At 36.6% G+C, this 24,641-nt stretch carries 17 protein-coding genes and 1 pseudogene; 8 read left to right on the top strand and 10 right to left on the bottom strand.

Features of this window, described 5'->3' with window-relative positions; translation table 11 throughout:
* Positions 1 to 806 precede the first annotated feature (806 nt).
* Entirely contained in the window at positions 807 to 5,090 is a 4,284-nt protein-coding gene (locus A5819_RS06205) for an LPXTG cell wall anchor domain-containing protein (protein WP_086277636.1), read from the top strand.
* 515 nt (positions 5,091 to 5,605) lie between these two features.
* On the opposite strand, the pseudogene A5819_RS06210 reads toward A5819_RS06205, so the two are convergent.
* The 5 genes and pseudogenes from A5819_RS06210 to mnmE form a co-directional block, all read right to left on the bottom strand.
* Positions 5,606 to 5,935: pseudogene (locus tag A5819_RS06210) on the bottom strand (amidinotransferase); the annotation flags it as partial.
* Positions 5,936 to 6,075: 140 nt separating this feature from the next.
* On the bottom strand, positions 6,076 to 6,831 hold the full coding sequence (locus tag A5819_RS06215; RefSeq protein WP_086277637.1) for a peptidoglycan amidohydrolase family protein: 756 nt from the start codon (positions 6,829 to 6,831) through the stop codon (positions 6,076 to 6,078).
* A 41-nt stretch (positions 6,832 to 6,872) separates the two neighbouring features.
* The gene (locus A5819_RS06220; RefSeq protein ID WP_086277638.1) at positions 6,873 to 7,217 is read right to left on the bottom strand and encodes a hypothetical protein; all 345 of its coding nucleotides are present in this window, start codon (positions 7,215 to 7,217) and stop codon (positions 6,873 to 6,875) included.
* Between the two features lie 302 nt (positions 7,218 to 7,519).
* Complete coding sequence (gene mnmG / locus A5819_RS06225) at positions 7,520 to 9,418, bottom strand: tRNA uridine-5-carboxymethylaminomethyl(34) synthesis enzyme MnmG (RefSeq protein ID WP_086277639.1); 1,899 nt, start codon at positions 9,416 to 9,418, stop codon at positions 7,520 to 7,522.
* 13 nt (positions 9,419 to 9,431) lie between these two features.
* A complete protein-coding gene (gene mnmE, locus A5819_RS06230) occupies positions 9,432 to 10,829 on the bottom strand; it encodes a tRNA uridine-5-carboxymethylaminomethyl(34) synthesis GTPase MnmE (protein WP_086277640.1) in 1,398 nt (465 codons plus the stop codon).
* Between the two features lie 313 nt (positions 10,830 to 11,142).
* Here mnmE and A5819_RS06235 point away from each other — a divergent pair, with 313 nt between their 5' ends.
* Positions 11,143 to 11,484 (top strand): hypothetical protein, encoded by a 342-nt coding sequence (locus A5819_RS06235; protein WP_086277641.1) that lies wholly within the window; start codon positions 11,143 to 11,145, stop codon positions 11,482 to 11,484.
* 49 nt (positions 11,485 to 11,533) lie between these two features.
* On the opposite strand, the gene A5819_RS19210 is transcribed toward A5819_RS06235, so the two are convergent.
* The 5 genes from A5819_RS19210 to rpmH form a co-directional block, all read right to left on the bottom strand.
* Entirely contained in the window at positions 11,534 to 11,701 is a 168-nt protein-coding gene (locus tag A5819_RS19210) for a hypothetical protein (protein ID WP_176271371.1), read from the bottom strand.
* Between the two features lie 331 nt (positions 11,702 to 12,032).
* Positions 12,033 to 12,803 (bottom strand): RNA-binding cell elongation regulator Jag/EloR, encoded by a 771-nt coding sequence (gene jag / locus A5819_RS06240; protein WP_086277642.1) that lies wholly within the window; start codon positions 12,801 to 12,803, stop codon positions 12,033 to 12,035.
* A gap of 15 nt (positions 12,804 to 12,818) precedes the next feature.
* A complete protein-coding gene (locus tag A5819_RS06245) occupies positions 12,819 to 13,646 on the bottom strand; it encodes a YidC/Oxa1 family membrane protein insertase (protein WP_086277643.1) in 828 nt (275 codons plus the stop codon).
* Between the two features lie 15 nt (positions 13,647 to 13,661).
* Positions 13,662 to 14,000: a ribonuclease P protein component gene (gene rnpA / locus A5819_RS06250; RefSeq protein WP_086279660.1), complete on the bottom strand. Its 339-nt coding sequence runs from the start codon at positions 13,998 to 14,000 to the stop codon at positions 13,662 to 13,664.
* Between the two features lie 533 nt (positions 14,001 to 14,533).
* A complete protein-coding gene (rpmH, locus tag A5819_RS06255; protein WP_010762140.1) occupies positions 14,534 to 14,668 on the bottom strand; it encodes a 50S ribosomal protein L34 in 135 nt (44 codons plus the stop codon).
* A 749-nt stretch (positions 14,669 to 15,417) separates the two neighbouring features.
* On the opposite strand from rpmH, the gene dnaA reads away from it, so the two are divergent.
* From dnaA to gyrA, 6 genes are all read left to right on the top strand, one after another.
* Positions 15,418 to 16,761, top strand: a complete 1,344-nt coding sequence (dnaA, locus tag A5819_RS06260) for a chromosomal replication initiator protein DnaA (RefSeq protein WP_086277644.1) — start codon at positions 15,418 to 15,420, stop codon at positions 16,759 to 16,761.
* Positions 16,762 to 16,960: 199 nt separating this feature from the next.
* Complete coding sequence (gene dnaN, locus A5819_RS06265; protein ID WP_086277645.1) at positions 16,961 to 18,091, top strand: DNA polymerase III subunit beta; 1,131 nt, start codon at positions 16,961 to 16,963, stop codon at positions 18,089 to 18,091.
* 589 nt (positions 18,092 to 18,680) lie between these two features.
* Positions 18,681 to 18,923, top strand: coding sequence for a S4 domain-containing protein YaaA (yaaA, locus tag A5819_RS06270; protein WP_086277646.1), 243 nt, complete (start codon positions 18,681 to 18,683; stop codon positions 18,921 to 18,923).
* Positions 18,910 to 20,037: a DNA replication/repair protein RecF gene (gene recF, locus A5819_RS06275; protein WP_086277647.1), complete on the top strand. Its 1,128-nt coding sequence runs from the start codon at positions 18,910 to 18,912 to the stop codon at positions 20,035 to 20,037. The genes yaaA and recF overlap by 14 nt, the downstream gene beginning before the upstream one ends.
* Positions 20,034 to 21,983, top strand: a complete 1,950-nt coding sequence (gene gyrB, locus A5819_RS06280) for a DNA topoisomerase (ATP-hydrolyzing) subunit B (RefSeq protein WP_086277648.1) — start codon at positions 20,034 to 20,036, stop codon at positions 21,981 to 21,983. The genes recF and gyrB overlap by 4 nt, the downstream gene beginning before the upstream one ends.
* Positions 21,984 to 22,003: 20 nt before the next feature.
* Positions 22,004 to 24,526: a DNA gyrase subunit A gene (gene gyrA, locus A5819_RS06285; RefSeq protein WP_086277649.1), complete on the top strand. Its 2,523-nt coding sequence runs from the start codon at positions 22,004 to 22,006 to the stop codon at positions 24,524 to 24,526.
* Positions 24,527 to 24,641 lie beyond the last annotated feature (115 nt).

Here is a 24,641-nt window from a genome sequence, read left to right on the forward strand (position 1 = left end):
TTAGTAAGACAAGTGGTTTCTTTTGTTGGTGAGCATTTCTGAAATGGGTTGTTTTGGTTTCGTTCATTGATCATCAGTCCCTTCGTTTTGTAGCTTTAGTGTACTGCTGATCGATAGAAGGTTCTTTCGAAAAATGAACATCAATTTTTTATTTTGATTTGGGGTTTGGTGATTTTCTAGTAGGGTGGCTTCTCTCTTCACACGCCTTGCATTGTTAATCATCCATTCTGGCGGAGCCAGTCATGGTGATTCACAACAAATAACCCACTCTTTGGGGAAGAGTGGGTAAAAGGAGTTAAAAAATGAAAAAGTGTTTTGTTAGGGTTGTTTGTTTGGTATGAATTTATAATAACCTGAAAGTGTGACTATTTTGTGTTGAAAGATAGGTTTCTTTATTACGATTGTTTGTCAGAAATCTGAAGTTTTAATTTAACTTACACAAGAATTAACAATTAAAACGCTACATTACTTTTAATCATTCTTTTGATCAAAAAAATTGATACAAATCATCAAAGCATGTACTTCGAAAAGTTTATTAAACATATTCTACATTTTATATCAATTGTATTCAAAAATCTTATAGAAATCATATAGCATTTTTTCCACTTTCCTTAATTCTCTATAATACTCCTCACATAAATAGTCATATTTCCTGAACTTTATACAAAAATCAAAATAATTTTCTTCCAAGGTAAAAATTCTCTATCACCAAGCTATTTAGTACTTTTTCTAGAAAAGACCATTCTATAATACTTTATTTATTTACTATATGAATATTATTAAAAAAAGAAAGGTAGTGTGATTTAATGAATGACTCATGGAAAAAAGGTTCGTTTAAATTTATGTTGCTTTCTAGTGTGGCTCTCATAGGTTCTGGTATTCCTATACATGCACTGGCTGCAACAGTAGAACAAAAGTCATCTGTTCAGAAAGCGTTGGAAAAAGATTATAAGAGCATATTAGAAGAATACACCACAGCAAAAACAGAATATGAGGATACAAAAAAAGCATATGATATTGCCTTAGAAGACTACAATACCTCCAAAAACGAAGCTGATAAAACCTATGAAATAGCTGATCAACTTAAAACGACGTTAGACGGATTAAAAGAAACGTACAAAAAACAGTTAACGATTTTCGAAGAAGCGACAATGACTTATAACTCACATAAAGCTACATATGAAACAAATAAGTCTAGCTACGAAGCACATATTGATACTTACAACCAAGCAAAAGCTGCCTATGAAACAGAACAAAAACGTTATCAAGACACGGAAACAACTTTTCTCGACATGCAAACAAACTATTTAAGTGCTCAAGCTGAATACGAGCTATTGAACAAGGATGCTGAGGAAAAAAGAACAAGCTACGAAAATTTAAGAGTGGAATACGAAACAAAACGAAAAGTTTACGAAGATGCTGCAACAGCTTATAGAACCATTCAAACAGCATACAATGATGCAAAAAATAAGTACAATACGCAACTATCAGACTATAATTCGCAAAAACTTTCTTACGATGCCTTACTTAACAACTACACTAATAAAAAAACAGTGTATGATACTAAAGCTACAGAATTCAACGTAGCAACAGAGGTATACAATACCTTAAAAACAGAACTTGAAACAGCAAAAACCAGCTATACCGAAGTAAAAACTGACTATGATAAAGCACTTGAGAAATATAATGTACTACTAACTGAATATAATGATACAAAAACAACGTATATAGCGGATAAAGCAACTTATGAAAAACGTTTATCAGACTTAACGGTGACCATAAGTGATTATGAACGAAAACTTACTGAGTATAATAAAATTAAAGAAGAATATAACATTACAAAACAAGCGTACGAAAAAGCAAAAACAACTTATGAAACTTTATCTAGTCAACTTAAAGAATTAGCCATTCAATATGAAACAGAACGTACGGCCTATGAAACCGAAAAGACAGCCTTTGACCAAAAAACGAAAACATATGAAACTGCAAAAACAACTTATGATCAACAAAAATCTGCCTATGATGCTAATTTGATTGCTTATGAAACTGATTTAGCTACCTACAATGAAAAAAGAGCAGCCGCTGAAGCCATTCTAAAACAGTATGAAGAAGGCACAGTGGAATATTCAACAGCTTTGGCCTCCTATAATGAAAATAATACTCGTTATAACGAAGTGGACAAAGAATATCAACAAGTAAAAGAACAAGCTAAACAACTCAATACAAAGTTCAAAGACGTACAAACAGCTTATGACACTGCAACAGCTGATTATCAAAAAATTGCCACTTCCTATCAGTCTATTAGGCAACAATATGATACTCTTTTAGCACAATGCGAGCGAGTGAATACTGATTATCAAAAATTGGAAAAAGAGTACCAAACAATCAGTACGAACTATACACAAGTAATCAATGTCTATGAAGAAACAGAATCTGCCTATCAAGCAGCAGTCACAGAGTCTACTGAAGTAAAACATCAATATGACCTGTTAAAAGAAGCTTATGATGCTGTATTTGCTAAATTTACAAGCGGATCAGACGCTTTTGACATCATAGAAGCAAAATATAACGAGGCGAGCAAAATATATGATGCTGCTAATAAAAAATACGAACTAGCACGTGCCGAATATGACCGTCTTTTACCAGAATATCAAACACTATCAGAGGAATTAACTACACTAAAATCAGAATTGGCTGCAGCTAAAGTAGCTTTTTCAAAATTAGGCGAAACATTAGAAACAACTACAAAACAATACACCGCCTTAGAAACTCAATATACTAAAACAAAAGAAACTTATGATAAAGTAACAAAACAATTTGCTGCTTTAGATGCCGAATACATTATCGCCGAAACAGCCTATACCACAGCGGCAACTGCCCTTTCTAAAGTAAAAGAAACTTTTTTACTACGCGAGAAAGAATATACAGATTTAGCTGCTTACTATGTTGGTCTAAAAACAAAATATGAAGAAACTCTGAAAACCTATAATGCAACTCAAATCAAATTGGGTGAAATGACTGATGAGCAAACAGCTCACGAAAAAGAATTCGCCGCTGTTTCAAAAGAGTACACAGACTTGGGAAACTCCTTTGAAGAGCTTCATGAAAAGTATAGCGGAGTTAATACAGCCTACGGTGCTGCAAATGATGCGTGGAAAGCCGCTGATAAGGACTACCAACTAGCTGATGGAAAATTAAAAACTCTTACTGTCAATTACGATAAAGCTCTTACACTCTACACAAATCTAAAAACTAAATATGATCTTGCAAAGGAAAGTTTCACCACAGCAGCAAAACCATATGAGGATGCCCTTGCTGCTTATGAGAAGGCGGTTGTTGCTGAAGGTGAGATTAATGCTGCTATTACTGGAATGAATAACATTCTTGATGACTTTCCAGCTGATAAAATAACGCAAGAAAATCTTGATAATATTCCTGCTGACTTAGCATTGTGGCAAACTAAATACGAAACAGCTAAATTAGCTTTAACTAAAGCACTAAATGAATCGTGGCCAGTCATTATGGACTATCAAGACAAAAATGATAGTTACAATGCTAGTTCTACTAAACCAGAAATTACCCAAGATCTTATTTATGGACCAGAAGATTTTCGGTCTAAATTAGTAAATTTCATTGCTGAGGCTGAACATGTGATGGAGGATAATATTAATAGTTCTAAAGTGTATCAGAAATACTACCAATCATACAAAGCTTATTCTGATGCTTTCGATGTATACACTAGAGGATGGGGTGTAGGGAACGCTGGAGATCCTGACGATGAATTAGATTCTTGGATCGAAATTATTAACACTGCTGGAACCTTAGATTTCACTCCTATTGGCTATTCGAAAGAACGCTTACAATCATTAAATACATCGAAGGATTGGGATAAATTTGTATCAACTTATGAGTCAATTGCAGGTGGAGCAATTGAGAAACTTACGAATTATTCTAATTATCTAATGAGCGTTTCTGATAAATGGACAGTAGCAAATTCAACCATGGCTACTGCAATTGAAGAATTCAATTTAGCAACAGGCAACAATGTTAAAACACCTATAAACTTAGATAGAATTCCGACTTCGGTCACTACAAGTCTCAATGTTGCAACTGGAGCTTATCAAACAAGCTTAGATGCTTTTTATGCAGATCCTTATATTGAAGATGTTGGTTTTTCTCTATATGACTGGATAGAAATGGGGGGGGGAAGTTCAATAATCAATTGGCGAATGAGTACACAATCCGCGCTTGGAAAGGTTAATCTTCCACCTATTGATTTAAAAACAATTCAAACTGAATTAGATTCGCTAATACTCAAAAAAATAAATACTCCTGAAATTCCAACAGTACCAGATATGCCTGAAATTCCGACAAAGGCAGTAGGAATTAACACACCTAAAAAAGTCGAAAATGTAACAGAACCAACAAATCCAGCGCTTGCACCTGCTGCAGCTTCAACAAAAATTATTGAAAATATCACAGGAATCAACTTACCTGCTTTAACAGATAAACATGCATCTACTCCTCCTAGTTCACTTGTAGAACTAGGTACTTCAGAAAATATAACTGATGTGGAATTAGATAGCGAAGAAGCTGAAGAAAGTATTCAACCTGATGCTCCTGTTGAACTAGAAGCGTTGGAAGATGTTACAGAGGTCGATCCTTTAGAGCAACCTGAAAAATTAGAAGAAGCTCCTATTGTTAACGCTCCAGGTATTCCAGAACTTGTAGCACCAGAGACTGTTGACCCAATAAAAACGCCTATAAAACAACCAATCGAACTTGCTGCACCAACGAAACCTACTGTACTAGAGGCTCCTCTCGCAGTCAATCTAGCCGAGGCGCCAGTAGCTCTAATTGATCCCAAGAAAAAGGAAGAAGCAAAAGGAGCTATTGTTCTAACAACTACTACGTTCGATGCAGTCTCTGATCCTTCAACTAAATCACTACCAAATACTCGTTCTGAAAGAAGACTACCAAATACAGGAACAGAATCTTCTCTAATGGGACAAGGAATGGGGGCCTTTATGGCAGGTGCCGCTGGATCTCTCCTTTTCTGGAAGAGAAGAAAAGGAAAACAAAGTAAATAGAATTTGTCTTCTAAATACAATAGACGATTATAAAAAATAAGCTGAACCACAAAAATTCAAAGAACAATTTTTGTGGTTCAGCTTATTTGATTGTTTGTCTGTTTATCATCTATTCTGGTAGAGTCCGGATTGTTAACACAAGAGATTTATCAGCATCCACGCTCTCTTATTCACTTTTTCTTTGGTTTAGGTTTTTGTGATTCTCTAGTAAGGACACTTCGCTCTTTTTGGTCGCCAAGTATTGTTCATCATCCATTCTGGCAGAGCCAATCATGGTGATTCACAACAAATAACCCACTCTTTGGGGAAGAGTGGGAAAAGGAGTTAAAAAATGAAAAAGTGTTTTGTTAGGGTTGTTTGTTTGGTATGGATTTATAATAACCCGAAATTGTGACTTTTTTGTGTTCAAAAAGTGGCTTCTTTATTACAATTGTTTGGTGAAAGTCTGAATTTCTTTTCGTTTTCTATAAGTTGCCAATTAGTTGGTTGTTCTTAATAAAGCCTGTGTAGTCCAAATATGCTAAAAGTGATTTCAGCCAATTGATACCATTTAAATTACTCGCCAAACCTGAATAGCCAACAAATATTGTTTTACCATATACTAAAACGTCGCCACCTTCTAAAAATGGTCTTGCTTCACTTTTTATATCCGGTTGTGGTGCTGCTACATACATAGCCTCTGGGTGTCTTGATTCCTCAATTAAACTATCCCGAATCGGCAAAATTTCCAAGCGGCGATGGGCAAATCTCGTATTTCCTTCAATGACGAAATGACCAATGGTAAAGAATTGATCTCTTGAAAAGAAATTAGCATAACCGCGCCTACTCTGCTTTCCTAACTCTTTTTAACGGAGCAAATCCACTCTCTCTAAAGTTTTTTGTCATCAATCAGCACTCCATCTATCCTTACTTTTCCACCATTATAGCAAGATTTCCTTATTTTTTATAGATAAGACCTTTTCTAAATGTGTCGTCTCTCATTTGATCAATTGAAAAAACCAGATCCCCACGTTGTATCTGTACGACCGTCATCTGGTCCAACCGCTACATAACGCCGTGCACCACCATGACTGATATAACTGATCCAAACATAGCCATTGCTATGAATATAATGATCATAGTAGATCGTCATATCAGGTAGATAGTAGTCAAGTGCGGGACTGATCGCATCGTCCGGATTAGTATCTTGGCTGACTGCTAATTTTCTGTCTGGATAAAAAGTTCCCGTCATTGAGATTAAACCAACCAGTTGTTCTTGCGGCACGGGCTTGGGCGTTGAAGGTGTCGGCTGTGGTCTGCTTTCATTTCTTCCATAACGATAAATCGTCATTGCAAGACAACCGTTTAATCCCCAAATCGTATCATGGTTATTGATCGTGATGCCATTATAGCCATAATTGCAGTGAATGATGTTATCTTGATCATCTATAAAAATCCCTGTATGACCAGCTCCTCCTCCTGATGCTCCACGATTTCCCCAAATAAAAATATCTCCTGTTTTAGCTGGATAATTTCCAGTTCCATCTGCTTGTATCTTAGTCCAGCCAGCATTTTCTAAATGGGAGAAAAGAGTATCTGTATTGCCCATGATTCCAGAGTTTAAGAAACCACCATTAATCAAAGCGAGATAAACAGCGCTAGAACAATCATAGCTGTTTGGTCCTAACCTTGCATTCATCGAGTAAGTGACTTTTCCTTTTCGATCGGTCATCCATTGAATCATTTTTTCTATATTTTTCATTTTTTTCACTCCTTGTTTTAACTTCTTTATGTGTTTATAACTCATAAAATTGTTTTTGCAATTTCTTGAACGTTTTGAAGAAGTTGTTCATCTTCCATCCAATTTTCAGCTTGAATCCACTGGTAAATCAATTTCATCTTTTCCCGAGTTTCAGGATCTTTAGTGACTGCTTGGTCGGATTCCATCAATTCGTAGACAAAGGTGTTGATAATCTCTACATCCAGTTTCGTTTGCATTTGAAGAATATATGTTAATGGCGGATTCCAGTGTTGGCTGGCAGCTAATTTAGCTTTTCCTCCAACTAAATCTGACCAGTTTAATTCTTTTTTTATTCTTATTTCATCGATTACTTGCCAGAAATCTTCGACTGTTTTGATTGTACGCATCGGTTTTACTCCTTTGGTTTCGTTAATATTAAATATTTGGCTGACTTTCTTTTATCTACCTATTTCGATCTTACTCTATTTTTATGTATATAAACTTTTAACTTACTGTTAAAAGTCTCCCGAAAATCTGTTACATTTATTTAGATAGCAATCATCAAATGTTTCACATGAAACAAAAAAGGAGGGAGCTTCGTTATGAGCTCCCTCCTTTTAACTATTATTCGGCTTGTTCGGTATTTTATGTCTATTACTAGTTACTATGTCATAGCGATGTTTTAAACGTAAACGAACTACATTCTTTTTTAAGATTGTACTTTCGCTATCTTACCTTGTTCAATATAAACCATCAAAATCGAAACATCAGCCGGGTTCACTCCGCTGATTCGGCTTGCTTGGGCAATTGTTTCTGGTTGGATTTTTTGTAATTTTTGTTTCGCTTCAGTTGCCAAACCGTTGATTGCAGCGTAGTCGATATTCTCTGGGATTCGTTTAGCTTCCATTCTTTTTAGTTTATCGACTTTTTCTAACGCTTTTTTGATATAGCCTTCATATTTTAGTTGAATTTCAACTTGCTCAATGACTTTATCATCCAACTCTACTTCAGAAGCGGGGATAAATTGGGTCACTTCATGATAGCTCATTTCTGGTCGCTTTAAGAAGTCTCCAGCTAAGACCCCATCTTTCAACGGAACAGAACCTTTTGCCTCTAAGAACGCTTGTACGTCCGCTGTAGGCTTCACTCTGACTGAATTCAATCGCGCGATTTCAGCCTCGACTGCTTTTTTCTTTTCAAGGTAAGCTGTATATTGTTCCTCTTTGACTAAACCAATTTCATGACCTTGTTCGGTTAAACGTAAATCGGCATTATCATGACGTAAAATCAAACGATATTCAGCTCTTGAAGTTAGCAAGCGATAAGGTTCATTCGTCCCTTTTGTCACCAAATCATCGATCATCACACCGATATAACCATCACTACGTTTCATCACAAATGGTTCTTTGCCTTGGACTTTAAGTGCTGCGTTGATCCCAGCAATCAAGCCTTGTCCAGCAGCTTCTTCATATCCACTCGTACCATTGGTTTGTCCAGCTGTAAATAAGCTATCAATGACTTTTGTTTCTAAGGTTGGACGTAATTGATGTGGTACAACGACATCGTATTCGATCGCATAACCTGTGCGCATCATTTCAGCTTTTTCTAGACCTGCAATTGAATGGAGGATATCTGTTTGAACATCTTCTGGTAAGGAAGTTGACAAACCTTGGACATAGACTTCTTCTGTGTTCAATCCTTCTGGTTCTAAGAACAATTGATGACGAGGCTTATCAGAGAATCGAACGATTTTATCTTCGATTGATGGACAATAACGAGCCCCCACTCCTTCAACAATACCAGTAAACATCGGTGCACGATGTAGATTATCTTGAATGATTTCATGCGTTCCTTCATTCGTATACGTTAACCAACAAGAACGTTGCTCTAAATTATAAGCATCATCTGGCGTACTGAAACTAAAGTGATTCGGTTGCTCATCACCTGGTTGTTCTTCTGTGACAGAATAATCGATTGTACTAGATTTTACACGTGGCGGTGTCCCTGTTTTGAAACGATCCATTTCTAGTCCTAGCTCTTTTAAGTGATCCGCTAACCCAATCGATGGTAATGAATTATTGGGACCTGAAGAATATTTTAGTTCACCGATGATGATTTCACCACGAAGTGCTGTTCCAGCTGTGATGATCACGGCCTTACTTTGGTACTGTGCACCTGTTGTTGTGATAACGCCTTTGCAAATACCATCTTCTACAATCAAACGTTCCACGATACCTTGGCGTAATGATAGGTTATCGGTGCGTTCGATTGTGTGCTTCATTTCGGTAGCGTAAGCGTGTTTGTCCGCTTGGGCGCGCAAGGCGCGAACGGCCGGACCTTTTCCTGTGTTTAGCATCCGCATTTGGATGTATGTTTTGTCTATATTATGACCCATTTCGCCACCCAGTGCATCGATTTCTCGCACAACGACGCCTTTAGCCGGTCCTCCTACAGAGGGGTTACATGGCATAAAGGCTACCATATCTAAATTAATTGTTAGAAGCAGGGTTTTACTGCCCATGCGAGCGGATGCTAAGGCGGCTTCTGATCCTGCATGACCTGCTCCAACTACGATTACGTCATAAGATTCTGCTTTAAATTGGTTCATCGACTCTTCCTTTCTATTTTCCTAAACAAAATTGACTGAATAATTGAGTGATCAGTTCGTCTTGAACACTGTCCCCGACAATCTCACCTAAATAGTCCCAACAGCGGGTCATATCCATTTGAACAAGATCCACTGGCATTCCAGCTTCAATTCCACGTATTACTTCGTCTAGTGCTATCGCCGCCTGATCTAATAAAGCAATATGGCGAGTATTGGATACGTAGGTTGCATCTTTTTCTCCTGTTTGGCCGCCGAAAAATAAGTCTGCGATTTTTAATTCTAATTGTTCCATCCCTGTATTAGATAAAACGGATACTGGCAAAATTTCTTCATCTTTCACAAGCTGTTTTAATGCTTCTCGATCTAGTTGTGAAGGTAAATCCATTTTATTTAGTAAAATCACACGTTTTAAGCCTTCGGTTGCAACTAATAGTTGACGGTCTTCTTCTGATAGTGGTTCATTCTGATTTAAAACCAGTAAAATCAAATCTGACTCCGCTAACGCTTTACGGCTGCGTTCTACCCCGATCCGCTCTACGATATCTTCTGTTTCTCTGATACCCGCTGTATCGATCAATTTTAGCGGTACACCACGAACATTGACATATTCTTCGATCACATCACGTGTTGTGCCTGCAATATCTGTAACGATTGCTTTTTCTTCACGTAGTAAATGGTTTAATAAGCTTGACTTTCCAACGTTTGGACGACCGATAATCGCCGTACTTAACCCTTCACGTAAAATTTTCCCTTGTTTAGCTGTTGTCAGTAAGCCTTCGATTTGGGCTTTAACAAAGCCTGCTTTTTCAAGTAATAATTTTGTTGTTAATTCTTCAACATCGTCATATTCAGGATAGTCGATATTTACCTCAACTTGGGCTAACGTTTCTAAAATTTCCTGTCTCAGTGAACGGATCAGAGTAGATAAATTTCCATCTAATTGATCTAATGCGACATGCATTGCCCGATCCGTTTTAGCTCGAATCAAGTCCATCACAGCTTCTGCTTGAGATAAGTCCATTCGACCATTTAAAAAGGCTCTTTTTGTAAATTCACCTGGTTCAGCTAAACGTGCACCTTCTCTTAAAAGTAGCTGTAATAATTGATTCACGACCACGATTCCACCGTGACAATTGATTTCAACTACATCTTCTCTAGTGAATGTTTTTGGAGCTCTCATCACAGAGACCATCACTTCATCGACCAAGCTGTTTTCTTTCGGATCAAGGATATGACCATAATGAATCGTGTGCGTCGGCACATCTAGTAATTGCTTACTGCCTGAACGATAAACCTTATCTGCAATAGTAATTGCTTGGTCTCCACTTAAGCGGACAATACTAATTGCTCCTTCGCCAGGAGGTGTTGAAATTGCGGCGATCGTATCAAATTCTAGCGTTATTTGTTGCATGATTGACTGAGTTCCTTTCGTTAATGGATTGAGCTGTTTTTCGCGTAATAATTACTACGTAAAATAACTCCTATCTTATTTCAAACTATGTATGCATCTATTTTTGGCTACAAAAAAAGCGCCCACTCCACCCCTATTTTTTTAGGTTGGATCTAGCACTTTCACTGCATCAATTCCTATTAATTTCTTGACATATAATAGCATATTTTCTTATTTTTCGCAACATTATTTGTTTGCTATAAACGTTCGTTAACGTTGCATTTCTTCTAGTTTATCTTTAAAATAAACTTAATAATGCGAGGAGGTTCCTAAAATGAGACAAGCTAAAAGAGATGAGTTAAATGAGCAAGAATTAGAAAATCGTTTAAATGGAATCACATTATCTACAGGAAATGTCAACAAAAAGTATATCCTCCGTGATATTGTTTTTGCGACTGATCGAATTGAAACAGACTTATTTTCACCAGACGTCAACCCAAATGATGTGTTCAGCGGTGTTTACCGTCAGTTAAAAGTCATTGCCTTTGAATATGAAGCGGACGCGGTGATTAATTGTCATTTTGAAGAAAAATATGTGGAATACCAAGGAAAATGGGTCGTGGAAATATTTGCCTATGGCACTGTAGTTCAATTTACCCAAACGAATATTGGTTGATCAATCAAAGAAAAACGGGAAAAGTCTGTTAGCTTCTCCCTTTTTTTAATTAAACCATTGTATGAAACGCGCCAACTAGCATCCCGACAACAGGAACCAAGACCCAAACCCAACTTGCCCAAGCATCCTTATTTTCTTCTTTGATTGTAGCTAATTTTAGACGCAAGTTTTCATTTTCCAATTCTAATTCTTCAATTCTGTTTGTTTGATTATTCATAATGATTTCTCCTTGTTAGTTGATACCCTTATTATGCCGGAAAAATCCTGTGTTCGTTAGATTCATTTGTCATAAGCTCTTATGACTTTTGTCATATAAGTCTATTTTTTTAGACAAAATAAAAAACCTGATCCTAAAAGAACCAGGCTGGAAGAAGCACGAATGCTTCAACTACTTTATCATCGTATTTTGTACGTTGATAAGAATGATTTCGTTTAAAATATACTTTGTTTGACGGTATATGTCAATGTATTTTTTAGTAAAGTGATCCAATCTAAACAAAAAATCTCCCTTTAAAAAAATACTTTTTAAAGGGAGATTTTTATTTGTATTAGTAATATTTTTTCACAGGTTCAACGACTAAATAGCGGTATGGTTCGTCGCCTTCTGAATGTGTTTTGATATGATCGTCTTTGCTTAATGTAAAATGGATTTGCTTTCTTTCAAATGCTGGCATTGGTTCTAAGAAAACGGGACGACCTGTTTGCTTCACTTTTTCGGCCGTTCTTTCTGCCAAGCGTTGTAGGATTGCTTGCCGTTTTTCACGGTAATCACCAACATTTACTACTACAGATAATTTATTCTCTGCAACACGATGAACGAATACTTGCGCTAAATATTGCATGGCATTTAAGACTTTACCATGTTTTCCAATCAAGATTCCTTGTTTGTCGGTATCCAAATGGAAAACCAACAAACCATCTTTACGTTCTAAACGGACTAAAGCAGGTGCATTTAATTCTTTTGAAATTTTTGTTAAATACATTGCTAGTTCTGTGATTGCGTCTTCATCTGCTAAGTTTTCCAAGACCTTTGATTCAGAGGAATCAGATTTAGAAGCTAGTAATTCTTCAACAGCTGTTTCAGTTTTTACTTCCTCATCTGTCACAATGATATCTTCAACTGTTTCGGCAACTGCTTCAGCGATTTGTTCACTAACAGTTGGCTCGATCGATACTTGAGCTAATTTCTTACCAAAGCCCAAAAAACCTTTTTTAGCATCTGCGATCACATTGATCTCTACTTCTTCTTTTGACAAATTCAGTGCGTGCAACCCTTTAGTTGTTGCTTCTTCAATTGTGTTTCCCTCATAAACCGGCATCTGGAAAACCTCCTTTTATTTTTTCTTATTTTTTTTCTTAGGATTCATTGCTTTCTTCAATGCACGTTCGCGTTCTTTTACTTGTCTTTCAGCTTCTGCACGTTCTCTACGAATCTTGAATGGATTATTGATCAATAATGTTTGACCTACTTGGAATGCGTTAGAAACTACCCAATAAAGCGATAATCCACTAGCTAAACTCATCCCCATAACAAAGATCATAACAGGCATGACAAAATTCATGATTTTCAATGAAGCATTTGATTCGATCTGGCTCATGCTTGTTAAATAAGTGCTAGCAAAGGTAAAGACTGCCGCAAGGATCGGTAAAATCAGATATGGATCGGGTTGTCCTAGGTTCAACCATAAGAAACTACCTTGCTTCAATTCTGGTACACGAGAAATCGACTGATAAAGTGCCATCATGATCGGCATTTGGATCAATAATGGTAAACAGCCTGCATAAGGGTTTACATTATTTTCAGCATATAGTTTTTGTTGTTCTTCACGGAATAAACGTTGTGTTTCCGGATCTTTTGATGAATATTGTTTTTGCAGCGCTTTTAATTTAGGTTGTAATTCTTGTGTTTTGCGCATACTTTTTGTTTGGAAATGCATCAATGGTAATAAAATAATCCGAATCACTAATGTAAATAGGATAATCCCAATACCAGTATTTGCCGAAATGGATAAAAATTTGATCGCTTCAGCGAAATAATAGACAATGTAGCGGTCCCAAATTCCTGTACTGCTCTCGTTAATCGGGGCGGTTCCACAGGCAGACAGCACAAAAACAAGTGTAACTAGACCTGCCATCAATAATAAGCGTTTATACTTCTTCACAAAACTGTTCCTCTCTTATTTCAAAATTTTTGCAAGTTTTAACACATGGATCACGTTACTATGGATTTCTTCCGATGTTAACTTGTCAACACCAGGTCTTGCGATAATAATAAAATCACAAGTCGGATCAATCGATTCTTTTAACTGGTAAATCGATGTACGAATTTTACGCTTAACAGCATTTCTGACAACAGCATTCCCGATTTTTTTCCCTACGGAAATTCCTACTCGAAAATGCTTTTGTTCTGGTTTTTCCAATACATAAACAACAAATCTACGATTGGCACAAGAACGTTTATGCTGAAAGACTGCTTGAAATTCTTTTTCTTTTTTTACTCTATAGGATTTCTTCATCTGCATCCCTTTGTTTCTTTCTATCTTTCTTTTTTACTCACTCTACAATAATAGCATATTTTGGTCATTTTTTATCAAAATTAAGGGAAAATATCTAGAGATTTTGCGAATCATGACTCTAAATTCATATAGTATCATTTTTCTGATCTTTTTTCACTTTATTTTATGGGATTATGATATTTTCCGAGGTTGATTCGTTTTTAGAGAATGGTTGTTGTTGATTTTTCCGGCTGATTTAATTGCTATGTTTTTGGTTACTACTATAATAATGATGTTTATAGTGTTTCAAAATAAGAGCTCTATCTTGAGCTGTATATTTAGTCTCACTTTCTTTCTGGATTTAGGTTTTCGTGATTCTCTAGTTGGGAAACTTCGCTCACTGCGTTCGCCAAGTATTATGAATCACCATGACTGGCTCCAACAGAATGGATGATTCACAACAAAAGAACCCTTTATTATTTCCACACATACATTGTGAAGATAATAAAGGGTTCTTAGTTTGAACTTGATTCGTTATTTAAAGTCAACATACATTATGCTGAAATAACTTTTCTGCCTTTACGACGTCTGCTCGCTAATACGTTGCGACCATTTTTTGTGCTCATGCGTTTACGGAAACCGTGAACTTTTTGACGTTTGCGTTTGTTTGGTTGATACGTTCTTTTCATCTCTTGTTCCACCTCCTGAAATTGTAACTATCCATCAATACATAGACATACTTTGATAGTATACCTAGTATTAGGTCCTTTTGTCAATAAATTTTTTGGAATTAATTTTCCTTCTTTGCTAAATAAGTTATCCACAAAAAGAAAAAAGTTAGGGATAACTTGTGGATAGTTTTTTTTTGTGAATCGTTCATTTTTAGTTTTCGTTAGACTTTTGCACAAAAAAACAGGGTGTTTAAAAGTTATACACATCCGTTTTGAAAATTGTGCATAACTTTCAAAAAAGCCTGTGTTACGTGGTTTATTTTTGCAGAATCTGCTGTGGATAAATAAATTTAATCAGAGAAATCCACGGTTTACTTTCGCTTTGTGGATAAGTTTATCACCCTCTGTGAATTTTTTTTCCACAATTCACAATTTGCCTGTGGAAAAAGTTCTGAAAAAATGCTAAAATTCTATTTGCTTATCTATTTATATTTGTTCTGCTTTTTTATATAGAAAAAATTTATTTAGCTTTATGAGCTTTTATGTTGAAACATGCCAAAAACACAACGAAGAAATGAGTTGATGTTGAATGATACACGGTGAAACAAAGTAGAACGTTATTACCATATGTTATCTAGCTACATGGGCTAACTCTTCGGGAAAAAGATAAAAATAGTTTGTGGTAAAAAACACCACAATCGATTTTTCCTATTTTCCTCTCAGAGTTGAACGAGCCCGCTACGCTTTTATATTAAGGAGGTCACCATATGCCCGATATGGAAAGTTTCTGGAAAGATCTAGAAGATACTTACCAATCTGTTTTGTCCGCACCAAGTTTTGATGCATGGATAAAAACAACGCAACCGCTAAAGTTGGAGAATAACCAGTTATGGTTAGAGGTTCCTTCTGCTGTTCATAAAGACTATTGGGAAAAGAATTTAGCCGCAAAAATTGTTGAAACTGGCTTTAAATTAACTGGTGCTGAAGTGATGCCTCATTTTGTGGTTACTGGCGAAAAAGAAACGATCCCGGTTCAAGAAGAAAAAAAAGCCCCTGTGACACAAGAAAAAATTGCTGAACATGGGAAAAAAGCTTTATTGAATCCGAAGTATTCTTTTGACACATTCGTTATCGGAAAAGGAAATCAAATGGCACATGCTGCAGCATTAGTTGTAGCAGAAGATCCTGGTTCTATTTACAATCCACTATTCTTTTATGGTGGTGTTGGTCTTGGAAAAACCCATTTGATGCATGCTATTGGTCACCAAATGCTGCAAAATCGCCCCGATGCCAAAGTGAAATACGTCAGTAGCGAAACATTCACCAATGAATTCATCAATTCGATCCAAACGAAAAATTCAGAACAATTTCGTAAAGAATATCGAAATGTTGATCTGTTACTAGTTGATGATATTCAGTTTTTAGCTGAAAAAGAAGCAACTTTAGAAGAATTTTTCCATACCTTCAATGATTTGTATAATGAAAATAAACAAATCGTACTAACGAGTGATCGACCACCAAATGATATCCCGAAATTACCAGAACGTTTAGTTTCTCGTTTTGCTTGGGGATTGTCAGTCGACATCACACCACCTGATTTAGAGACCCGAATTGCAATTTTACGGAAAAAAGCAGATGCAGAACGACTGGAGATACCTGACGATACGCTAAGCTATATTGCAGGTCAGATCGATTCCAATATCCGTGAATTAGAAGGCGCTCTGGTTAGAGTTCAAGCCTTTGCAACGATCAATGGTGAAGATATTACAACTAGCCTTGCAGCTGATGCACTTAAATCTTTAAAATCTGTCGGCAGCCAAAATCATCTATCCATTTTACAAATTCAAGAAGAAGTGGCAAAGTATTACCATATTCAATTAAAAGATCTCAAGGGCAAAAAACGCGTTAAATCGATCGTTGTTCCTAGACAAATCTCAATGTATCTTTCTAGAGAAATGACCGATAACTCGCTACCAAAAATTGGTGCCGAATTTGGCGGAAAAGATCATACAACAGTGATTCATGCTCATGAAAAAATCCAGCAATTAATGGAAAAAGATCCCACGATCCAAAAAGAAGTTGGGGAAATCAAAAACTTGCTTAATTCATAGCCTGTGGATAAAAAAGCAGAAAAGTAAAAAGTTTTCCACAAGTTATACACAGGTGGAAAACTCCTATTTCATTTCGTTTTCTGACTTTTCCACAGAATTAACAGGACCTACTACTTTTATTATTTATTTATATATAAATACAAAACTGTCTCAGTAAAATTTATGCTTTTAAAATCAATTAAAAAGGAGTTCATTTATTATGAAATTAACCGTAAAAAGAAATACATTTTTACAAGAATTGCAAACTGTTCAAAGAGCCATTTCTTCTAAAACAACGATTCCCATTTTAACAGGTGTAAAAATCGTTTTAACCGACGAAGGTCTGTCGTTAACAGGTAGCAATGCCGATATTTCGATTGAAAGTTTTTTAAGTAAAGAAGACGAAAAAGCTCAAATGACGATCGAGTCAACAGGTAGTATCGTTTTACAAGCTCGTTTCTTTGGTGAAATCATCCGCAAATTACCTGAAGACATGTTCACATTAGAAGTATTGGACAACAATCAAGTCGCAATTACTTCAGGGAAAGCTGATTTTACTGTTAATGGGTTGGATGCAGATAATTATCCACACCTTCCTGTAATCGATGCTAAAAATCAAATTCAATTACCTGTTCACCTGTTGACAAAAATTATCAATGAAACAGGATTTGCTGTATCACTTCATGAAAGTCGTCCAATTTTGACTGGAGTTCATTTTATTTTAGACGATCAAAAATTATTAGCTGTTGCGACTGACTCCCATCGTTTAAGTCAACGGATCATTCCGATCGAACAAGCAGCTGAGAATTTCAATATTGTGATTCCAGGAAAAAGCTTGACTGAGCTTTCTCGTTCATTCACCAATGAAGAAGAAATGGTTGAAATTAGTATCATGGAAAACCAAGTATTGTTTAAAACACAGAATATGTATTTCTATTCTCGTTTGTTGGAAGGAAATTATCCTGATACAAATCGTTTGATCCCAACAAGCTTTAATACAGAAATCGATTTTTATGTTCCAGAATTACTATCTGCTATCGACCGTGCTTCTTTGTTGTCACATGAAGGTCGTAATAATATCGTTCGTTTAGCAATTGCTTCTGACTCAGTTGTTCTTTATGGAAATTCTCCAGAAATAGGGAAAGTAGAAGAGCCACTAAGCTATGAAAAAGTAACTGGTGATCCGTTGGAAATTTCTTTCAATCCAGATTATATGAAAGATGCTCTGCGTGCTTTTGGTGATATGAGTATCACAGTCAAATTTATTTCTGCGATTCGTCCATTTACTTTGGAACCAACAGAAACTGATTTAGACTTTATTCAATTGATTACGCCAGTTCGTACGAATTAAAAAAAAGAGTGTATGAAAACCTGCATTTTAGGTTTTCATACACTCTTTTTCTTATTTTAGCTAATGCGAGAAAAAAATACTCACCTAAAATTAGCTTTATTCATCTAATTTTTCATTTTGCTCCTCCTATAATAAGTCATCAGCAAGCTTTTCATATCTAACTTCAAAACGTCTCTTCCAGTACCTGTTAAAGTATAAACTCGTCGGTGCTTATCTTCACCAGATATTTCACGTATCCATTTTTGTTTTAATAGATTCTCAGTTGATTCATACATACCCACCTTTATATAGAATCGAATTGTATATGTCAATTGCTATTTTAAATAAATTAACGCTTGTGGAATTTTAGAATAGGAACATTTGTCTATTTATTTAACTAAATTGAAAACACTAAAAAAAATTTCTTTAGCCCAAACTCACAAATTTCTCCTTAAAATGCATTTTAAGCCTTTTTTAATCGTTAGAATATTTTTTGTCGATTAGATTCAAAATTGCTTAGAAAGAAAATTAGACGGATAAATTTGTTTTTTGACGTAAAAAAGAGTATAATATTAAGAGTAAAAGTGAAAACAAAAAAGAGGGATGCATTTTGAAAAAGACGATTGTTTTAGAAACTGACTACATGACACTAGGTCAAGTCTTAAAAGAAGTCGACGTTATCAGTAGCGGCGGTGCTGCTAAGTGGTACTTAGCTGAGAATAGTGTTTTTGTGGATGGGGAATTAGAGAATCGCCGCGGTAGAAAATTATACGCCGGTATGATGCTCGAGATACCTGAAGAAGGTACTTTTTTTATGGCCAAAAAAGGCGAGGTAGTCGATGAGACTGAATAAAATCGAGGTACAGCATTATCGTAATTATGATGGGCTGATCTTAGATTTTCCTAAAACACTAAATATTTTCTTGGGGGAAAATGCACAAGGTAAGACGAACCTTTTAGAAAGTATTTATGTTTTAGCCATGACACGTAGCCACCGAACTAGTAATGAAAAAGAACTGGTTCATTGGGATTCCGATTCGGCTAGAATTAGTGGTGTCATCGAAAAGAAGACAGGGACCGTACCATTGGAAATCATTATTTCCAATAAAGGCCGCAAGACCAAAGTCAATCATATTGAACAAAAACGTTTGAGTTCGTATATTGGTCAGCTAAATGTCATTTTATTTGCGCCGGAAGATCTATCGTTAGTTAAAGGCTCACCCCAATTACGTCGGAAGTTTATCGACATGGAATTAGGCCAAGTCAATCCGATTTATCTATATGATCTCGTTCAATATCAGTCTGTTTTAAAACAACGTAATCAATATTTGAAACAATTAGCTGAAAAAAAACAGTCAGATCATATTTATTTAGATATTTTGACGGAACAATTGGCGGAATTCGGTGGAAAAGTATTATTTGCCCGTCTAGAATTTATCAAAAAATTAGAGCACTGGGCTAATTTACTTCATAAAAAAATCAGCCATGAAAAAGAAGAATTAGCGATCGACTATTTTTCAAGTATCCCACTAGATAAAGAAAATTTTTCACTAGAAGAGATCCAAAAGCAATTGCTGCAGAGTCTACTTGATAGCCGAAAACGAGAATTGTTTAAGGCGAATACTTTTTTAGGTCCTCATCGAGATGACCTGATTTTTAATGTAAATGGACAAAATGTCCAGACGTATGGTTCACAAGGACAGCAAAGAACCACGGCTCTTAGCGTAAAGCTTGCGGAAATTGATTTAATGTATTCAGAAACAGGAGAATATCCTGTCTTGTTATTGGATGATGTCATGAGTGAGTTAGATAATGAACGACAATTGCACCTGCTAGAAACGATTGAAGGAAAGGTTCAAACTTTTTTAACCACAACCAGTTTGGATCATTTAAACAATAAATTAACTGTTGAACCAGACATATTTTATGTTCATCAGGGAGAGATAGAGAGGGAAGCAACTATATGACAGAAGAAGAAAAGAATATGAAAGAACGTGCCCAAGAATATGATGCCAGTCAGATTCAGGTATTAGAAGGTCTTGAAGCTGTTCGTAAGCGTCCTGGTATGTACATAGGATCGACGAGTTCAGAAGGTTTACACCACTTAGTTTGGGAGATCGTGGATAATTCCATCGATGAAGCGTTAGCTGGTTTTGCGTCAAGTATCCAAGTTGTAATTGAAGAGGATAACAGTATTACAGTTGTCGATGATGGTCGAGGAATCCCGGTTGGTATTCAAGCTAAAACAGGTCGTCCAGCAGTAGAAACAGTCTTTACCGTTCTCCATGCCGGAGGAAAATTCGGCGGTGGCGGATACAAAGTTTCTGGCGGGCTTCACGGGGTAGGTTCTTCCGTTGTTAATGCACTATCAACAACATTAGACGTAAAAGTCTACAAAGAAGGCAAAATCTATTATCAAGAATTCCATCAAGGTGCTGTTAAAGACGATTTAAAAGTGATCGGTGATACAGACCGTCATGGGACAACGGTTCACTTTGTTCCAGATCCAGAAATCTTTACAGAAACAACGATTTTTAACTTCGATAAATTAGCAACACGTGTGAGAGAATTAGCATTCTTGAACAAAGGTTTAAAAATCTCGATCGAAGATAAACGTGAAGAAAAACCTGTCTTAAAAGAGTATCACTACGAAGGTGGGATCAAGAGCTATGTTGAGCATTTAAATGCCAATAAGGATGTTTTATTCCCAGAGCCCGTTTTCATTGAAGGGGAACAACAAGACATTATTGTAGAAGTTTCTATGCAATATACGGATGGCTACCATACTAACTTATTAAGTTTCGCTAACAACATTCATACGTATGAAGGTGGAACCCATGAATCAGGTTTTAAAACGTCATTAACGCGTGTAATCAATGATTATGCTCGTAAACAAAAGATCATGAAAGAAAATGACGAAAACCTAACAGGGGAAGATGTTCGTGAAGGTTTAACAGCAGTTATTTCTATCAAACATCCAGAACCTCAATTTGAAGGACAAACTAAGACTAAATTAGGAAATTCAGAAGTTCGTACGGTTACAGACCGTTTATTCTCTGAGTATTTCAATAAATTCTTGATGGAAAACCCAACAGTTGGGAAACAAATCGTGGAAAAAGGTCTACTTGCGTCAAAAGCCCGAATGGCTGCTAAACGAGCACGTGAAGTAACCCGTCGTAAAGGTGCCCTTGAAATCAGTAATTTACCTGGTAAATTAGCCGATTGTTCAAGTAAAGATCCTGAAAAATGCGAAATTTTCATCGTCGAAGGGGATTCAGCCGGCGGTTCAGCAAAACAAGGTCGTAGCCGTGAATTCCAAGCGATTTTACCGATTCGTGGGAAAATCCTAAACGTTGAAAAAGCCAGCATGGATAAAATTTTAGCGAATGAAGAAATTCGTTCACTATTTACAGCGATGGGAACAGGTTTTGGTGCTGATTTTGATGTATCGAAAGCGCGTTACCACAAATTAGTAATTATGACCGATGCCGATGTCGATGGTGCACATATTCGTACACTATTGTTGACGTTGTTCTATCGTTTCATGCGCCCTGTTGTTGAAGCAGGTTATGTTTATATTGCTCAACCACCTTTATATGGAGTCAAACAAGGAAAAAATATCACGTACGTTCAACCAGGGAAAAATGCTGAAGAAGAATTGGCTCAAATTTTGGCCTCTCTACCAGCTAGTCCAAAACCAAGTGTTCAGCGTTATAAAGGTCTTGGGGAAATGGATGACCATCAATTATGGGAAACAACCATGGATCCTGAAAGACGTTTAATGTCACGTGTCAGCGTTGATGATGCGATCGAAGCCGATCAAATTTTTGAAATGCTGATGGGAGACCGCGTTGAACCACGCCGAGCATTTATTGAAGAAAATGCCCATTACGTGAAAAATCTAGATATTTAATTAAAGAAGGAGATAGATTCATGAGTGAAGAAATGAAAGAGAACATTCAAGACGTCAATCTGACCAGTGAAATGAAAGAATCCTTCATTGATTATGCGATGAGCGTTATTGTAGCTCGTGCGCTACCAGATGTTCGTGATGGGTTAAAACCAGTTCATCGCCGTATTTTATATGGAATGAATGAACTAGGTGTGACACCTGACAAACCGCATAAGAAATCGGCCCGTGTTGTAGGGGACGTAATGGGTAAGTATCACCCGCATGGTGACTCGTCAATTTATGAAGCCATGGTTCGTATGGCGCAACCATTTAGCTACCGTAGTATGTTAGTTGATGGCCACGGAAACTTTGGTTCTGTCGATGGCGATGGAGCAGCTGCAATGCGGTATACCGAAGCAAGAATGAGTAAGATCGCTTTGGAAATGTTACGTGATATCAATAAAAATACAGTTGATTTCCACGGAAACTATGATGACTCTGAACAAGAGCCAGATGTATTACCAGCGCGTTTCCCTAACCTTTTAGTTAACGGAACAACAGGGATTGCGGTAGGGATGGCAACCAATATTCCACCTCATAACTTAGCTGAAGTAATCGAAGCAACTAGCTTACTGATGGAAAACCCAGATGTTACAACCAATGAATTAATGGAAGTATTACCTGGACCTGACTTCCCTACAGGCGGTTTAGTCATGGGGAAATCTGGTATCCGTCGTGCTTACGAAACTGGGCGTGGTTCGATCACTGTTCGTGCTAAAGTTGAGATCGTTGATATGCCGAATGGTAAAGAGCGTATCTTAGTATCAGAATTACCTTATATGGTCAATAAAGCTCGTTTGATTGAGCGGATTTCAGAATTACATCGTGAAAAACGAATTGAAGGAATCACAGATTTACGTGATGAGTCCTCTCGTGAAGGAATGCGGATCGTAATCGATGTGCGTCGTGATGTTAGTGCTTCTGTTATCTTGAATAACTTATATAAGATGACAGCATTACAAACCTCTTTTGGTTTTAATATGTTGGCAATCGAAAAAGGCGTTCCAAAAATTTTAAGTCTAAAAGAAATTCTTGAAAATTATATCGAACACCAAAAAGAAGTGATCACACGCCGTACGGAATTTGATAAGAAAAAAGCAGAAGCTCGTGCTCATATCTTAGAAGGATTACGAATTGCTTTAGACCACATTGATGAGATTATTTCAATCATCCGTGGCTCAAATTCAGATGATGAAGCAAAATCATCATTGATTGAACGATTCGAGTTTTCAGATCGCCAAGCACAAGCGATTTTAGACATGCGTCTACGTCGTTTAACAGGTTTGGAACGTGATAAGATCGAGAATGAATACCAAGAATTATTGAAATTCATTGCTGATTTAAATGATATTTTAGCTCGTCCAGAACGTGTTGTTGAAATCATTAAAACAGAATTAGGTGACATTCGTGATAAATATGGCGATGCTCGTCGTACTGAATTATTAGTCGGTGAAGTTTTAAGTTTAGAAGACGAAGACTTGATCGAAGAAGCTGAAGTTGTGATTACGTTAACGAATAATGGCTATATCAAACGTGTAGCAAACAGCGAATTTAGAGCACAGCGCCGTGGTGGTCGTGGTGTTCAAGGAATGGGTGTTCATGATGATGATTTCGTGAAAAATCTAGTTTCTTGTTCAACTCATGATACGTTACTATTCTTTACGAATAACGGAAAAGTTTACCGTGCTAAAGGATATGAAATTCCAGAATACGGTAGAACAGCCAAAGGAATCCCTGTAATCAATATGCTAGGAATTGATTCTAGTGAGAAGATTCAAGCGATCATTGCTGTTGAAGGACAAGCAGAAGAAGGACATTATCTATTCTTCACGACTCGTAAAGGTACGGTTAAACGTACAGCTGTTAAAGCATTCTCTAATATTAGAAGTAATGGTTTGATTGCAATCGGTCTAAAAGAAGAAGATGAACTAGTCAACGTCGTTTTAACTAATGGTGAACAAAACATGATCATCGGAACACACAATGGTTATTCTGTGACGTTTGCTGAAACAGCCGTTCGTGATATGGGCCGTACTGCCTCAGGTGTACGTGGTATTCGTCTAAGAGAAGATGATTACGTCGTAGGAGCCTCTTTATTGGACGCTGACACGGAAGTATTAGTGTTGACGGAAAATGGTTACGGTAAGCGGACAAAAGCCTCTGAGTACCCTGTGAAGGGCCGTGGCGGTAAAGGAATCAAGACAGCTAATATTACAGCGAAAAATGGTCCATTAGCAGGACTTACAACTGTTCGTGGTGATGAAGATATTCTAGTCATCACTAATAAAGGTGTCATTATTCGTTTCAATGTTGATTCAGTTTCTCAAACAGGACGTGCAACACTAGGGGTTCGTTTGATGAGAATGGAAGAAGATGCAAAAGTGGTGACGATGGCAGTTGTTGAGCCGGAGCCAGATGAAATCGTTGAAGAAGTTGAAGGTGTGGAAGTCGTTACTGAAACTGTAACTGAAACGCCAGAAACAGACACAACAACAGAGGAATAAATAAAAAAGAACATTTCAGCGAGACGCTGAGATGTTCTTTTTTATTTATCGTTGGTAAATTCGAAAAAAATATAATATCGTTTTTGTTTTGTTTTGAAAAAAATATGATTATAAT

The organism is Enterococcus sp. 7E2_DIV0204 (assembly GCF_002140855.1).
Taxonomy (GTDB): domain Bacteria; phylum Bacillota; class Bacilli; order Lactobacillales; family Enterococcaceae; genus Enterococcus_L; species Enterococcus_L lemimoniae.